The sequence below is a fragment of the Scytonema sp. UIC 10036 genome (assembly GCF_009725235.1).
In genome coordinates this window covers 43,841-60,306 of record NZ_WJFC01000069.1, presented here as the reverse complement: position 1 = coordinate 60,306, position 16,466 = coordinate 43,841, and the positions used below count along the sequence as shown (strand labels likewise).

At 41.1% G+C, this 16,466-nt stretch carries 9 protein-coding genes; 4 read left to right on the top strand and 5 right to left on the bottom strand.

All coding sequences use genetic code 11. From position 1 onward, the window contains the following. Positions 1-221: 221 nt before the first annotated feature. The 4 genes from F7734_RS28625 (at position 222) to F7734_RS28610 (ending at position 11,065) form a co-directional block, all read left to right on the top strand. Entirely contained in the window at positions 222-2,501 is a 2,280-nt protein-coding gene (locus F7734_RS28625) for a caspase family protein (RefSeq protein ID WP_155747981.1), read from the top strand. Positions 2,502-2,634: 133 nt separating this feature from the next. Further along, positions 2,635-4,557 carry a hypothetical protein gene (locus F7734_RS28620; protein ID WP_155747980.1) on the top strand — a complete coding sequence of 641 codons (1,923 nt, stop codon included), beginning with the start codon at positions 2,635-2,637 and terminating at the stop codon, positions 4,555-4,557. A 2-nt stretch (positions 4,558-4,559) separates the two neighbouring features. Beyond that, the gene (locus F7734_RS28615) at positions 4,560-8,036 is read left to right on the top strand and encodes a hypothetical protein (RefSeq protein ID WP_155747979.1); all 3,477 of its coding nucleotides are present in this window, start codon (positions 4,560-4,562) and stop codon (positions 8,034-8,036) included. Positions 8,037-8,104: 68 nt separating this feature from the next. After that, complete coding sequence (locus F7734_RS28610) at positions 8,105-11,065, top strand: CHAT domain-containing protein (protein WP_155747978.1); 2,961 nt, start codon at positions 8,105-8,107, stop codon at positions 11,063-11,065. Between the two features lie 345 nt (positions 11,066-11,410). Here F7734_RS28610 and F7734_RS28605 read toward each other — a convergent pair whose 3' ends face one another. From F7734_RS28605 to F7734_RS28585, 5 genes are all read right to left on the bottom strand, one after another. Further along, the gene (locus F7734_RS28605) at positions 11,411-11,743 is read right to left on the bottom strand and encodes a hypothetical protein (protein WP_155747977.1); all 333 of its coding nucleotides are present in this window, start codon (positions 11,741-11,743) and stop codon (positions 11,411-11,413) included. A gap of 214 nt (positions 11,744-11,957) precedes the next feature. After that, positions 11,958-13,172 (bottom strand): RNA-guided endonuclease TnpB family protein, encoded by a 1,215-nt coding sequence (locus F7734_RS28600; RefSeq protein WP_155747976.1) that lies wholly within the window; start codon positions 13,170-13,172, stop codon positions 11,958-11,960. Next, positions 13,163-13,300 (bottom strand): hypothetical protein, encoded by a 138-nt coding sequence (locus tag F7734_RS28595; protein WP_155747975.1) that lies wholly within the window; start codon positions 13,298-13,300, stop codon positions 13,163-13,165. Before F7734_RS28595 ends, F7734_RS28600 begins: the two co-directional genes overlap by 10 nt. Positions 13,301-13,540: 240 nt before the next feature. Next, a complete protein-coding gene (locus F7734_RS28590; protein ID WP_155747974.1) occupies positions 13,541-14,542 on the bottom strand; it encodes a hypothetical protein in 1,002 nt (333 codons plus the stop codon). Between the two features lie 64 nt (positions 14,543-14,606). Continuing rightward, positions 14,607-16,040: a multicopper oxidase domain-containing protein gene (locus F7734_RS28585; protein WP_347566300.1), complete on the bottom strand. Its 1,434-nt coding sequence runs from the start codon at positions 16,038-16,040 to the stop codon at positions 14,607-14,609. Positions 16,041-16,466: the final 426 nt, after the last annotated feature.

The following is a 16,466-nucleotide window of genomic DNA, read 5'->3' as shown; positions in this document are numbered from 1 at the left end:
TTTATATTTCTCTTTTATCTCTTCTTTCTAGTGAATCTATTCTCCCTTGTCTCCCTTGTCTACCTTGTCTCCCTTGTCTCCCTTGTCTCCCTTGTCTCCCTTGTCTCCCTTGTCTCCCTTGTTTAAATCTCAAATAAGATTGCTATATATCTTCAACTTTTAGATGGCACAGGAAAATTGGATTTTTGAACTTTGATGAAATGCCAATATGAGGTAAAGTTATGAGTCGCAGTATTTATGCTTTAGCAGTTGGAATTGATAATTATAAATCCCCTACAATTCCACCTTTAGAAGGGTGCATTAACGATATCATAGCGATAGAAGAGTTTTTAAGAAAACAGGTGACAAATAATGGAGATAGATTATATATCAAGAAACTGCTAAATTACCAAGCAACTCGACAAGCGATTATTACTGCTTTTCGGGAACACCTCTGTCAGGCTAAAAGCAATGATATTGCTCTATTTTACTACAGCGGACATGGTTCTCAAGAAGATGCCGCAAAAGAATTTTGGCATTTAGAACCAGACCATTTGAACGAAACTTTAGTTTGTTGGGATAGTCGAACTGAAGATAACTGGGATTTAGCTGATAAAGAACTCGCCAAACTCATTGCAGAAGTTTCTCAAAATAATCCGCATATTGTTGTGATTTTAGATTGCTGTCATTCTGGTGGAGGAACACGCGATCGCAACAATGTTACTTATACAGGTATCCGTTCAGTTGAAAATGATTGGAGGAAACGTCCGCTTTCTAGCTTTATATTTTCTGATGAAGAGATTAATGGTTTACTTTCCGGTAGCTTTTCTCTACCAAAGGGAGAATATATATTCTTAGCTGCTTGTCGAGATAATGAAGAAGCTAGAGAACACTTTAGTCAGAAAAGAGGAGCATTTTCTTACTTTTTACTAGATAGTTTGCAACGCAACAGTCATTTAACTTATCGGGATATATTTAAACGCACTAATGCATTTGTACGCAGTTTTTATCCACAACAATCACCACAAATTGAAGCTACCAACTCAAACTACCTAGACCAACCTTTTTTAGGAGGTACAATTGTTAAACGACAAATGTACTTTACCGTTATTTACGATAGAGTTTACGGTTGGAGTATTGATGGAGGCGCAGTTCATGGTATTATTTCTGGTCAGGGAAAAGAAAAGACAAGATTAGCTATCTTCCCAATTGACGTAGAAGATATCAGTCAGCTACAAAATGCAGTTGCTGTGGCAGAAGTCACTGAAGTATTACCACAGTTAAGCAGAATTAATATATCTGGGGAAAAAAAAGAATTAAAACCAGAATTCACTTATAAAGCAGTCATTATCAGTCAAGCGTTATCTTCTTTGAAGGTTTATCTTGAAGGAGAGGAACCTGGGATTAACTTTGCACGTCAAGCTATTCACACAGCCAGTTTTGGTGAAAGCCCTTCACTTTATATTTGCGAAGTCTCTGATTTTAGCGACGCCGATTTTCATTTGCAAGCTTCGCACGATGAATATCTCCTTATCCGTGCAAGCGATCGCCGTCAATTAATATCCCCGATATCAGGGTTTACCTTAGAAAGCGCCCAGCAAGCCATTCAAGCTTTAGAACATATTGCTCGATGGATAACTATAGCTACCATTACAAGCCCTGCAAACAGTTCAATTCAATCTGATGCGATGCTGATGCAGGTTTATCAACAAAGTTCAGAAATTCAGGATTACCAAATTTATTTGGAGTACAAAGTCAATGACGATAAAATACAACCTCCTAGCATCCAAATTAAATTAACTAATAAAAGTCACAAAATACTTTATTGTGTTTTACTGAATCTAACCGAACGTTTTGCAGTCACCGCGATTCCTTTTGCAGGAGATTGTACTGGGATTTGGTTAGAACCGGGACAAGAAACTTGGGCTTTAGAAGGAAAACATATCTCTATTTCTATCCCTCAGAATCTTTGGAAACCAGGAGTAATGGAGTATAAAGATATTCTTAAGTTGATTGTTAGTACTACTGAATTTGATGCTAAATTATTAGAACAAGACAATCTCGAAATTCTTCATACCCGTTCTTCAAATACAGTTAACACACAGTTACATCTTACTCTTGACAATAGTGTTAAACGCTTAATATCACAGGTTCAATCTCGTGCTATAGTTGCCGAGCCATCTGAACCTCAAAAGCCTGAAATTTTGGATGACTGGGTAACGAATGAAATCCTGATAATAACTGCAATACCCAAGGAAGTTAATTTACAAAAACCTGATGGAGAAAAACTAACTCAAAAGCAAAACTCACAGATTGAAAGGGACACAACATATAAAAATGATACTTTAGTGGGATCTAGTTGGTTCAAACAGATTAGAATTGGATTAATTCTTATGGTTACTTTTACAGCTATACTTGGGTGCTTATTAAGCTGGCAAAAGTCGCATCAAGATAAATCAAACGGACACAGAGTTTCATCTTATATTTTTTACCATGTTGGAGAAAAACCAAATGTTTTATAAAAACTTAAGTAGAGAGGCTGCCGCGCCCCTACCAAGATTTTTAGGTAATGCATAATTAATTTCTGGAGATGACTATTATAAACAAAGTATAAAAACAACTGTTAAGTAAACATAATATACACTGGAGGTTTTCATGGTTGCAAGTTCATGTCGTTTTCAAGAACGAGTATTTCCTGTCATCTCAGAAAATCTTTACAAATTGAATTCTGAGCAAGCCGAATTAACTGGCGATCGCCAAGCAGCCTGTAATATTTTGAGTCTTGTTAAGGAAAAAAATTCTGGAGACAATCTCAATTTCCTAAATCAATTTGGAAGTTTGTTGTGTCAGCATCAACTGGCGATAGAAGCAGAATTGGCATCAAAGTGGCAAAGGGCTGATTTTTACTGGCGTCAAGTACAAATCAAGTTCAAGGCGTTATCAAAACAGCATGAGGTATGGCAAAAGTTAGCAATAGCTGTAGCCAGTCATCCTGAAGCAACAGTGATGAATGAGCCTACCCAATTACATCAGCGTTTGTTGCATGAATTATTTATTGATACCCATTGCGCTTTCTATAACGGACTGATATCGAAAACAACAAAGCCTTCTTGGAAAGAACGTGCTTTTGTTCACATAGACTATATCCAGCAATTGTTGGAGTTCGCTACTTTCTCTAGTGAAGAAGTGCGATCGCTGCTAGGAGAAGCTTGGCAAACACGAATTTCTGCGTGTAAAGAAGCTAAAAAATGGCGTCTGGCGATTAATTACTGTCAAAGTAGGCTGAAGTATTTGCCAAACGATATTGAGTTTCAAGGTGAAATGGTAGAAATGTACTACTTAGCGAGTCTGGCAAAGCTTCAAGAGGCGAGGACAAATAGCCAGCATTCTAAAAATGCCAAACATTTATTAACTGGTATCCAAACCTTGGAGAAATACTTAAAGAACTATCCCTACAATCTGACTATTTTTGAATTGTTAGGTAGTTTGTATTACTTGCGGGCAATTTGTTTGGCTAATACTAGTTCTTTTGCTTTGGGTTTGCTTTGTATCCAAAAATCTGTAACATACAATCCATACTTCCAGAAAGCTTTTGAGACTCGTGACGAGCTAATTGAGACGATGAAGCAACTGCAAGAGCAGGTGAATCAACTTCAAGTGGATATCAGACAGGGTATGCAACTGACTCCCAAAGGACAACAGATGGTAGCCGAAGCAAACAAAGGTTTTGCACCTATGAACGTTTATATTGATTCCAATGAAGCTAAGGAAACAGCGAATGATTTTTATATAGCTGAAGCTGTTTACCTTTGGCATAAAATTGGGCTACCAACTCCCCCCAAAGGTTGGCAGAAAGAATTGCCTGCGGGAGTCATGCATACCGTTAACGGCAGTACGATACCAATTGAGTCTACTAGTAGCTGGGCTATAAAGGCACTTGAGCTAAGGGATGCAGTGGGAAAGGTGTTGCAAAACCCACCACCAAGTAAAGCTAATTTGGCTGGTTTATGGCAATGGTCAATTCTTGATAAACCTGGCTTGGCGGAACTGGATGCTGATGTTATCTGTGCATTTCTGGAACGTAAACTGTTTGAGGAGGTAAGCGATCGCGTTTTAGTAACACCTCAAACGGGACACTCGGAAGCACCTCCCATCCTTACACCTAAATCTACACGATTCCAAATAAGTACAGAACCTTTTATCCCGTGGCTGTTAAGTTCTCAAGACAAGCGCATTAAGCTACAAGCGGTAGTTGCAAGCGTGCTGATAGTTATGACTGGTTATATCGCGATCCGAGAAAAAACAACAGTTGCAGAGAGAGAGAATGCCTATCAAACAATTCTAGCAGCAAAGCAAGTACAAAACGATGAGGCAGTGCTAAAAGCATCTAAAGATTTTTTCAAAAATCCGTCTGTTCTTCACAAAGATGAACGGGCTCCACAAGTCATAGAAATTTACGAAGAGTCTTTGGTACGTTGGTTTTCCCAGCAGCCAGAGGCGCAACTCAAACAAGCAGATATGGAATATTTACAACTCTATAAACAATTACAGAAAACCGCGATCGCACAGGAGAAATAGCCATGAGCATGAGAAAAATTTTTGATTTGTTGAGCATTACTCTTCTTGTTGCATCTCCCGTGGCTTTGGGAGTAGTGTACGCTCAAACCAACACATCCTCAGTTGTCGCACAACCAACAGAAGCCACAACTCAGAAAAATTTCCCTCTCAATGAACCTCAGGTTATCAACTTTGAGCCACATGAAGGTTTTGAAAAGTTGACCGAACGTCAAAAGTTGGATCAATTAAGAGATTGGTTGCTACTGACTGTGATTACTGGTAAAGGGCTTGAGATCGAAAAAATCAGCCAAGGTATCTACGATCTGCCAACAGTGCGCTATGGTTATATGAGTGCTATCTCTAACTTTGAGTATGGCACAACGCGATCGCTTAACATTGGCGATGGGAAGATAGTTGCCCTTGTACCAAAAGCTACCTCAAATGCAGAACGCATTGATGACTTAGCTCACATTGCCGATCGCCACCGCAAAGATCGGGGTAAGCAGCCTAAACTTTTTGAAGTTTTTGAATATGAAATCTCAGAAGATAAGCAAACTGTTGTTTTAACCAAGCGCGAATCAGTTGGTGGAGAAAAATTATTTAGCAGTGACTATGGCTACCATCAAGCCAGCATTCAAAACTTCAATGACTTTCAGAAGTTCATAACTCAGGTAGATGATGTTACATTTGCTGAAATCGATGGTTCTAGCCTAACCTTAGGTGGGCGTAAAATTAGCGGCGAGAAATATCAGGGAATTCGTGTAGAAGATATTGCTGCTATTTGGCAGTCAGAAAAGAACATACAAGAGCATCCTGAAAAATTCAATAATGTCAATGGTAGCGGGTTTTCTCTAGATCCTGAAATTGATTATCGAGAATTGCAAAAAATCTTAGAAAATGAGAAACCTCTATTACAAGCATTCAAAATCGGTGGTAAACCCGTAATTAGTGACCAAGATATTCAAAAGGCACAACAAGGTTTATCCCAAAACGACATAGATCCTTATCGCCAATTAATGGAGCGACTTGACAAATTTCTCCAAACCGAGCAAGGGTATCAATCCTTGAGAGAAGGACAAATTGGAGCAGAAATCAAGCAAGCGATTAAACCTTACATAGCACAGCAAAATCGAGACATTGAAGCCGAAAGAAGGCGCTATGAAAATCGGTATCGTGCAGAAATTGAAGCATTAATAAAATCTCTTCAAGAAGCTGGTTATTCACGCGAACAAATCATGAGACAAATTGAACCAGAGATTCAGAAAAGAGAACAAAAATTAAACGAAATCGGCAAAAACATTATTAAACAAAAAGATGAAGAATTAGCATCAACACAAAAAAAAATTATCAAAAGCAAACTAGTAAAAATTAATAACCTCTTAGATTCACCTGACACACAAAGTTTCCAAGCCGCTCGTTACGATGGAGACTTGAAAGGGACAGAAGTTGGGATGGTTCTTTTTTACACAGACTTGCTAGCCAAATTGTGGGCGCTGAACTACCTAGACAGTACTCCTAAACCGGAAATTATCCCAGACTTTTATCCTCTAACTAAAATTAAGATTTCATCAATTTACAAACAGGAACTTGAAGAACTGCCTCATACACGCCTGTGGTTTGGTCCTCAAGACAGAGGTTTTCAAGAAGCGAATGGGGGCAACAATTTATTATTTGCAAGAAATGCTACCCGCATTTATGCTAAGTCGTCAAAAAAATCGAAAGGGGTTGAAACTACTGCGGCGGCAAATACTGATGCCTTTTTAAGTTGGTGGAATGACCATTATGAAGAAGTTGCCCGCTACGAACCACAATACCAACGGCTCAACCAAATTATGAAGTGGAGCCTAATCATAAACTGGCTTAATAAATCCTACCATAGTGACAAACTTGGCTTTTTGCAAGAAGTATCTGTTAAACGCGATAACTGGTTCCCAGACTGGATAAAAGCTCAAGGTGCAAACTTAAAATTTCAGCAATGGCAAGCAGTGAAATTTTATGAGCGAGGCTATAAAGGGGCAAAAACAGAAACCATGCCATTACTTGCCTCAGAATCTTATCAGCTGTTTGGTCAAAAACGTAGTTTCAGAGGAGGAGTTTCTCTGGCAGATAGAAGCACTTTCTACAAACGCGATATTTTACCTGCTAAAAGTGAAATTGACGAAATAGGTTTAAGGTCTAACTTGAAGTACAATTCTGTAGTCTCTAATGAAGGTAAACTGACATTTCAGACTTTAGATGAAACAACTTATAGCATTAAAAATCTGAGTAAAAACGTTAGCGAAACAACAGTCCAAGCAGAAACTACAGCTAAATTCCGCAGTTTTAATGCTGAACTAGCGAATCAAAAATTTACCCGCAGAGTCGCGCAAACTGCAGATGGAGTGCAAATCAACACCAGTGTTGGGGATACAGAATTTGGCAACCTGAAAATCAATAAAACAGCAAATGGTTTTAACGTAGGTTTTGAAAGTCGGGATATAGATGCTGGCTCTTCCATGAGCTTACGTTTGAGTAAGTATAAAGGGAATGATGTCCTTGCAGCCATTAAGGAGATGGATGGTGTTGTAGAAGTCAGATATTCTCCAGAGCAGTTAAATAATTACTATGTCAAACTTGCTCAATCTAATAGATGGATAAAACTGAGAGAAGGTGGTGGTAGTGGTCAGCCGCCTGTCAAACCACCAAAAACAAAAATGGCTGTTGGTGAACCAGATGATGGACGTATTTTTCATCTCGATTGGCTGGATGAAGCGCAGGTATCGCAGCAAACGCAAGGATTTCAGAAGTTTTCTGGTAACAAAGCAAATCATCAAGAACCGTTTAATCCTCGTCAAGAAGCTCAAAAACTTATCCAAAACCCATTAGAGTTTATTGCGTTTAAAAAATTAGACTTACAACAGCGAATTCAAAATATTGATGTAGCACTAGAAAAAAGAGATTACACTACAGCGGAGAAGTTTATTAACCAATCAATCAAATTTCACGGTAAAGATCCAAACTTGATGCTGCGTAAAGCAGTCGTGGAGATACATCAAGGTAGGTTAAAAGTAGAAAGAACTCCTCCCGGAAGCGCGAAATCAATTAATCAGAATTTCTTGGACGAAATCCGTAACCGCAACTTCAAATCAATTGAGACTGACACAGAATTTATTTACGTGCAAGATTCTCCTGGGTTAAATAATGTTAATTTTACACCAGGAGTTGCACAAAGTGTTCCTTTCGGTTCGGGAGCCAGATTTTATAAATTCCAACCAGGAAAAATTGGTGGAGTGAAAATTAGTCAAAGTGGCTTTGGAGATGCAAGTACTTCTAGTCATGCTTCCACTCAATATCAAGGAACTAACCAAGGCAATTCCTTGCGTAATCAATTTAGGACAAATACCCATCTCTTTTTGAATAAAAATGAATGTCAGGAAAAAAATGAAAAAGAAAATGATGAAACTGCTAACTGTCTTGTAGAAAAACCTGTTTATGTTGTGACAGAATCTGAGACAACTTAGTTGAAGTGGGAATGAGATTTTCATTCCAAATCTACAATCCAAGCTCTAAATTTAAGTGGGGTGATATTTTGTCATACGATTCCTTTGATGAACTCAACGCTGCTTTTCAACTAGCCCAAACAAAATGGCGTCAAGGCAATTTACTGGGTGCTTACGATGATTTATGGCAACTTTTTACTTACCGCCTCTTACATTGCGAGTTGATTGATGCAGATTTGAAGGTTACCCAGTCCTTAGCTGACTTGGCTGGTTTTTTAGGTGAATTTCAAGCAGCAGATGACTTGCTTTGTGGTGCTGTTGGTTTATACGAACAAGCAAACAGCGAATCTTCAGCTGACTATACACGTTTAAGAAGAATTCAACTTTGTTTAGACATAGGGAATTTACATCAAGCACAAGACTTCCTACAAGGAATGGCTCCGCGCATTGGTAATATTAATGATATCCAATTTTCGTCAACAGGGCTATTGCAATGGGAAGCAGGTTGCATTTGGCGTGATAGCGATGCAGAAGATAGAACTGTACTGTTTGCCGAATTATACCTGGCAATGGGACGGTTGTTGGCTGCTTTGGGACAGTATGGAGAAGCTCTCGTTGCTTTGCGGCGGGGTTTGTTTCATTCTCAAGGAGAGAAAGTACCTGATTTAGCACAGCAAACTGTACGACCCCTCAAGTTGGCGATCGCCTCCGCCTTTCTAGAAAAGGGCAACTTTGAGGATGCAGATACTTATTTGTTTCATCTGCAAGAGTCACTCAATCAGAAAGAGCATCCAGCATACTTTATTCGTTGGTTAGAACTATCTGGCAAACTCCATTTACTGTGGGGAAACTTAGGTGCAGGGTTAAAACAATTTCGCCAAGTTCAAGAACTATGCCGTCAACTTCGTTCACAACGTGCAGAATTACGTTCTAACCTCAATCTTGCCCATATTTTAATTCTCCTCAATCAAACTAGCGCCGCTCAGGAATATTTAGTAGACGCTCAACGTGATGCCTCTACAATTGGCGATCGAGCTTTATTCTCGCGCTCAGAATTGTTACTGCAACTTTGTCATGCCCGTAGTCGTTCCCTCGTAGTGGGTAGTCCTGTGGAACTTTCAGTTGTGGAAATGCGTAAAAAAAGACACAAAAACCAAATTGTAGCAGAAGTAGAGGCAAGACTGGACTTATCAACTCAATCCCCTAATTATCTAACTTGGTTTGAAGATCGCGCCTTAGCCTTTCAATGGCAGTTAAGCAACCTCGACCTGAAAACTGCAAGCGATTTACTCCAGCATATTAAACAAGTCTTCAAGTCTACCGATTCCCATCTAATTGAAGTACAAATACGTATGTTAGAAGGCATATTTACTTACTATCAAGGCACAGACAGCAATGACATCAGTAAGATTAATCAAGCGCATCAAATTTTAGAGGAAGTCTGTCTTCAATTAGAGGAAATGGGTTTAAAACCAGATCTTTGGCAGGTACAACGGATTGTGATTTGGTGTCGTACTAGGTTAAATTATCCACCCCTCAAAATAGAAGCTTTAACAGCATCGACAAATCAGTTACTCGAACAAATAACCTCTTCCTTAACGCCAGAAGACCAGGTATTTTATCTGTTGAATAAATGGACAGCAGATGAAGAATATATTGCTACAGAGATTAATCAGTTGCAGCGTTTGCAACAAAAATTCATCACAAGTAATTTTTTATTGCGTCCTTGGCTGCGCTTGCGGTTGATGCGAAAGCTGAATGCCTTAGTTGAGCATATTGATAGATACAAAGATACCCTAGCTAAACGCACAATCAAAGCTGACAGTGCCAAAGTGCAAATTCTACCTCCTGATTCACTGTGGCTACATCTTCTAACTCACCCCAAAGACCGAGTTACTTTGACATTTCTGATTCTACCTGACCGCGTTCTAGTTGTGCTAACAGGGCGATTTCTGTTTGATTTTCACGTCATTTCTACCACCCGTCTTGCAGTACGTAATCTTGTGCAGCGTTGGTACAAAACTATCGAGGGTATTAACGGCAGTCGTCAAGAGATGAATTTGACTGCCGAGGGCAACCACACTCTTCGAGATATGAATTTGACTACTGAGGGTATCAACCACACTCTTCGAGATATGAAAGTGGACGATACTGACTATAAAGCACAGATGACATCGGTAAAGCAAGTGGGGCAAGAAGTAGCCGACAATTTAGCAGACATTTTACAACTGCCACAGATACTCAAGCGTATACCAAAACACATCCGTGCTTTGACGATTGTACCAGATGATATTTTACACGGCTTTCCGTTTGCTGCCATTCGTTACAAAGGAAAGTATTTAATTGAACATTCTACCCTCTCTATTGCCTATGAATCTAAAGGCGGACGGGTAAAACCAGCCTCAACTTCTCCCAGCAAACAAGCACTGGTCATTGGCATATCCAACGGTAACAACCAATTTAATAGCTTGCTTGGAGTCAAAAAAGAACTCAAACAAGTAAATCAGTGGTTAGAGCGTCGTCATATTAATTACTTACTCTTAGAAAATAGTTCGGCTTATAAAGCTGCAGTTATTGAAAGTATATCCAAAGCAACCCTACTCCACATAGCTTGTCACGGCACTTTTGAGCCAAATCAACCCGAACGCTCAGGATTGGTACTCATTGACGACTCCGGACAGCAAGAAATTCTTAGCTTAAAAGAACTCTCTGAAATAAACTTAATGAAATTACGCCACGCAACCCTCTCCTCATGTTGGTCAGCAGACCATTTTATTCTCCCCAGGCGTTGGATTATCAGCTTACCAGAAACACTCTGGCGATCCGGTACTCAAAGTATCTTGGGTTGTCTGTGGGAGGTAGATGATAAGGTGGCAGTATCGTTTATGACTAGTTTCTATAACTATTTAGACAAGTTCTCACGGGATGAAGCGTTGCGTCAAACCCAGTTAGATTGTCTCAACAATCGCTTGTCTAATTGCAGCGTTAATACTACCAACCCCCTCTTCTGGGCTGGATTTAATCTTTACGGAGATTATGCAGCTTTTTAGTTTCTTCCTGAAAGTTAATTACGCTCGAACAATAAAAAGTAAAGTTTTATAACTATTTGTCCTACCTGCATAAAAACACTGAATCAGTGCGGAAACACAAATAGCAGAGCGCACCCGCTGGATAGGGTAAGTAACCTGTTTTGTGGGGGTCATATCATGTCCGTTAGTATAACCATAATAAAAATTTCTTCATTTCTTAGCGCCTTTGCGACGGCAGGCGCTTCAACTGGTGGTAACCAGAGCAACGCGCTGCCTCGTCTTTGCGTGAGTTTTATTTAGGGTATATAAGCGGACGTTGAAACCCAATATGGAAAACCAATCAACAACCCCATCGCCATCTCCTTCTTAAGGGTGCAATAAGAATTTTGCAGTTAGCCAGGTAAAGATGGCTGCACAAAGAGGACTCAGTACCAATGCCGCAATTAGCCATATTCCTAGCCATGCCACCCCACCCATCGACCCCGGTTCTGAAGGTGGGGTGTTGCGAGCGCTCAACCATTCAAGCAAGCCAATGAGAAACATAGCAGCGATCGCACCAAATAGCAGTCCGACAAACCAAGCTAAAGGCAGCAACAGCAATTTCCAGGTCCAGCCCAATGTGATGAAGGCTTGGTAGCTTATCCATAAAAATGGTCCTAAAAACAGTAGAATTAATACAGCAATTAAACCTAAATGCATATCTTTTATCTCTTATGGGGGAGTTTGTCTGTAGCAAGCTAAAAGATAAGGATTCTTAGGGCATAAAGTCTGGCATCAATTCTCCGTTACATAAGGCTTACCCAAAGTTACCCAAGGCTAGACATTTTCGTCATTAATCTAGCTGAACTTTGATGCTTAATTCCTGCTTCACTCTGGTGATGTCGGCACCCTCCAGTCCACAGGCTCACTCCGTCTAACTAACGGTGATGGACGAATAATTCTTGACGCCACGTGCTTCAACCGGGGGAACCCCGGCAACGCAGTGGCTCAGGTTAATGGCAGCGTTCAGGTCTCGGTTAATGCTGAGACCACACTCACAATTAAAAGTTCTTTCTTTCAATGAAAGTTCTTTCTTAACTGTTCCGCAATTGGAACAAGTTTTAGAACTAGGAAACCACCTATCAACAATTACAAGCTTTGAGCCAAACAAATCACATTTATAAGTTAGCTGTCTCCTGAATTCAAAGAATCCCATATCTTGAATGCTTGCGGCTAGTTTATGATTTGCCATCATACCTTTGACGTTTAAATCCTCAATAACTATTACGCTGTGGTTCTTAGCTAATAGTATGGTTAACTTATGTAATGTATCTTTTCGGATGTTCGCTATCTTTCTATGTAATCTAGCAATTTGTAATTGAGCTTTCTTCCAATTAGCTGAACCTATCACTTTCTGTCGATTTAACCATTGAAGTCTAGCTAGCTTGTCTTTAAATCTTTTGTAAGATTTAGCTCCTTCAACAATCTCGCCAGTGGATAGAGTTGCCAAATTAGAAACACCTAGATCGACACCTACTACTGAGTGTTCAGAGAAAAACCAAGTGTCTTCTAATTTCAGATCTGGCTTACTTGCCTCAAACCTGAATGAAATAAACCATTTATCAGCTTCACGACTAATTGTCACTGATTTTGGTTGGAAACTATTTGGTGGAACTTTATGAGGAGACTTTTTCTTTTTTCTAGGACAATGAGTTGGTAAGCATTCGTATGTTTTCAATACCCCTATTTTAGGAACTTGAATACTACGGCTTCCAAGTGTTTTAACAGTTCCTTCTAACGTGAAACTATCATGCCGCCCTTTTTTCTTAAACTGCGGAACCCCTTTCTTCTTCTCAAAGCAATCTTTCCAGGCTAGACATAAGGCTCTTAGAGATTCTTGTGGAGTAGATTTAGAACATTCATAATACCAAGGACATTCAGGTTTTACTAATGCTACCAACCACTTATGAAGGTCAATTGCAGTAGGAAATTTTATCTTCTCATTAGGGTTAGCCTTGTTGTGGTCAAGAATTTGTTTGGTTAATCCTAATCCCCAATTCCAAGCATGACGAGCTACACCGCAATGCTTTAATAACTCTGTGCGCTGTTGATTGTTCAGTTTTAGTTCTGTTTTAAACCCTAAGAGCATGACAATCCTTTAATCCATTCTCTAAACGCTTGAGACATATTCCCACCTTGAGATTCGGCGTAAGTTTGAAGCTTTTCAAACTCTTGCTGAGTCAATAAAACTTTGAACCACTTCTCTCTTTTCGGCATAAATTTGTGCAACTCTATGGTTCGATTTTACCCAAATTTTACCCATACAGTTAGTAGGGAAATTACTACTTAAACCGCACAAGCTCCCCAAATTTGGGTAAAGGTAGGTAGCTATGTCTAATAATTAAGTTACAGTTACTAACCCTCGGTACTAAGCTTTGTTACTTTCTGTTTTCCTCCTGAATGTAAGTAGATTGTCCAACTTATCCCGCAATTTGTCAATTAGGGATTACGTCTCCGTTATATCGTCGAAGGTATGGAGGTGAGTGTAACATTGTCAACCAATAATCCAGAATCGATAGTGTTGTCCCCCACATCTACAACTCCGAGTCCCAAAGTATATGTTCCGCCGATCGGTATTGTAAAGGAAAAAGTTTGAAAGCCAGTTTCTTCAAAAAATTGTGTCGTCAAAGAAGTCACAGATGATGAAAACATCACGTCAACCAATTCTGATAGAGAACTGATTGAGACAAAGGAAAAATCGTTAAAAGGGAACACTTGTGCTCCCTCATTCGTAAAGAAATTCCAATTGAAAGTCAAAATGTCTCCAGCGTTCGCCGTGAATGTTTGTCGAATAGCTGAGCCTTGAATAACGTCCCCATTACCAATATTATCCAGGCTTCCAGCTTTCAACTCTAAGAATGTTTCTAGAATTTTGTCAGAAAATGTGGCACCTGCAGTTGACAATAAAGCCTGGGAAGTTCTTTCAATTGGACCACTGCCAAACGCCGACGTCTGAATACTTGTAGAGCCTATTATTGTCCATCCAGTAAAATCACTGCTTTCAAAGCTACCGTTGATGATTGTTGGGTTAACTGAGGGTTCGGGTAAAGTAAATGACTTTAATGACAGGGTATAGGAACCAGATTGAAAATGGTCACCTACCAAGTTTTTGTCCATGAAACCAGACACTGCCAAATTCAGTTTACCATTGGTTGGTACTATTCCGGTCAGTATAGGTATAACACTATTGTTAGCGCTGTCATCGCTTACTGATAAGATATCACCAGAACGATCGAGCAACCCCAGAACTGGATCAAATGTGTCCGAATTGACCTCTACAGTAAATAAACTCTCAGAATTAAGACCTGAGATGGTGAAAAAGTCAAGGTCACTGCTGCTAAGTTGTCCATTTACAGTACTGATGCCAGATGGTAGAGATTGTTTAGTAGCGAAAGAGTTATTAGGTTCGCTCTCAGTTACTGTAGAAGCAGGTTGAGATGAAGAGGAATTTTCTGCCATGAGAGTTACGACGGAAACTAAATGTTTAATAGTTTTTGTGGAGCTGACTTGCTTCTGGTAGGGGCTATGCTACCACCTCAAAGGGCAGCATCATCTCGTTGTCCTCGTGATCGATCATGTGGCAGTGCCACACGTAGCGCCCGGTGAACGAGTTGCCGAAGGGCAGGTTCTCCGCAGCAGAGGCACCAAACGGGACAATGAGACGGGTGACCTCACCTGGGTTGACTAGCACGGTATCTTTCCACCCGGCTTCGTTAGGCGCTGGCGGTCTCGCCGGACCGATTGCAAACTCTGTGGGGTCGGGCGGTGGGTAGCCAGCTGGTACCGTCGGTCCACCGGGTGCGTGGTGTGTGAGCACCTTGCGAGGGCCGTTGGCGAGGTATGCCTTCATGTACTGGGTTATATCAATTTTTTGCCGATTGAGGATCTGGAATAGAACCAGATGTAGGTGCATTGGGTGGGCAACTGGCTGAAGATTGATGATGTTCCACTGCTCCACGGTGTCCACCTTTGGTCGCTCCATCAGCGCCTCTGGGTATTTCTCGGCCTCATCCCAATATATGTAGTTGAGCAGCATCACAAGCGGTCCGGTTGGGCTTGGGATTTCCACTAGGGTCAGAAACCGCTGCCGCACCGGCGGAGTAGCAATCGGCGTTATGAGTGGTTTATGCACTCGCAGTGTCTGGGGAATAGCTCTAAGAGCGGCAGCACCCGCGTTCACCGTAAACTGCATGATTTCAGGCAGCAAGAAATTACCTAATATAGTGTTGGCTCTACCTTGTGGATATGGCGAAATAGCTTCATTTTCCAAAACGATCTTGTCTCCCGGCAGACTACTGGAAAAGTCGATCAGCACGTCAGCCCGCTCGCCGGGAGACAGTAGCAGCCTGGACAGATACACCGGAGCATTAAGCATCCCCCCGTCGGTACCGATTTGAATAATTGGCTGATTTGACGATAGTTTGAGGTTGTAGGTTCGAGAACTTGAGCCGTTGACGATCCGGAATCGGTACACGGTGCGTTCAACATCAAGGTTCGGCCACGCCTTACCGTTGACAGTGGCGACGTTACCAAGAAACTCCGGTTCCCACTTTTCGAGGTGGAATATTGAGCCATCGTCATTGAATGTCCGGTCTTGCAGCACTATCGGTATCTCATAAGGAGCCCCAGCGGGGATACCAAGCGGTCCATTACCACCTGCTGGATCGTCAATGTCCCTCAGCAGGTAGAACCCGGCGAGCCCAGCCATCACGTTCTGTCCAGTGATACCGAGCGCATGGTCGTGGTACCACAGCGTTGCTGCTTCCTGATTGTTGTTGAAGTTGTATACATAGGACTGTCCCGGCGTGAACGTATCTGTTGGGTAACCGTCGCTTTGTGGTTCGGTGTTGCTACCATGCAGGTGCAACGACACCCGTGGGCTAGTTCTGTCGGACTCCAGCACGCCATGTAAGCTCACGTCGAGTGGCAACAGGTGGATTCCGAGTTTGTTTTCCACAGTGAGCCTAAGTGGCGTGCCCCGAGTGACCTCGATAGTAGGGCCAAGGTAGGAAGCCCCGCCGTAGCCCCACGTGGGACCTGCCCCCAGGTTACTGTGGAACGAGTGTGAACTCGATGCGATCGTTAAAGTGCTGGGTGCTGCACTCGGGAACGGGATGGGTAGAGTCTCGGTAAATTTCGAGATCTGCGGTAAAGCCGCATAAGTTCTCTTCGCTTTGAATATCGCCGGAACGAGAAATGCTGCTCCCAACCCTGCACTTGCTATCATCAATTGCCTTCTGGTTAACATGACTACCTCATTCCTAGGCTTATACGTAAGACCATCCCATGCAAGTTTGTTTGAGCTTGATTTATGATGTTTCTGAATGAAAGGATGGTTGTATCCTCTTTGAGCGCTATTCTAATGTAAAGAGCTAAATATACT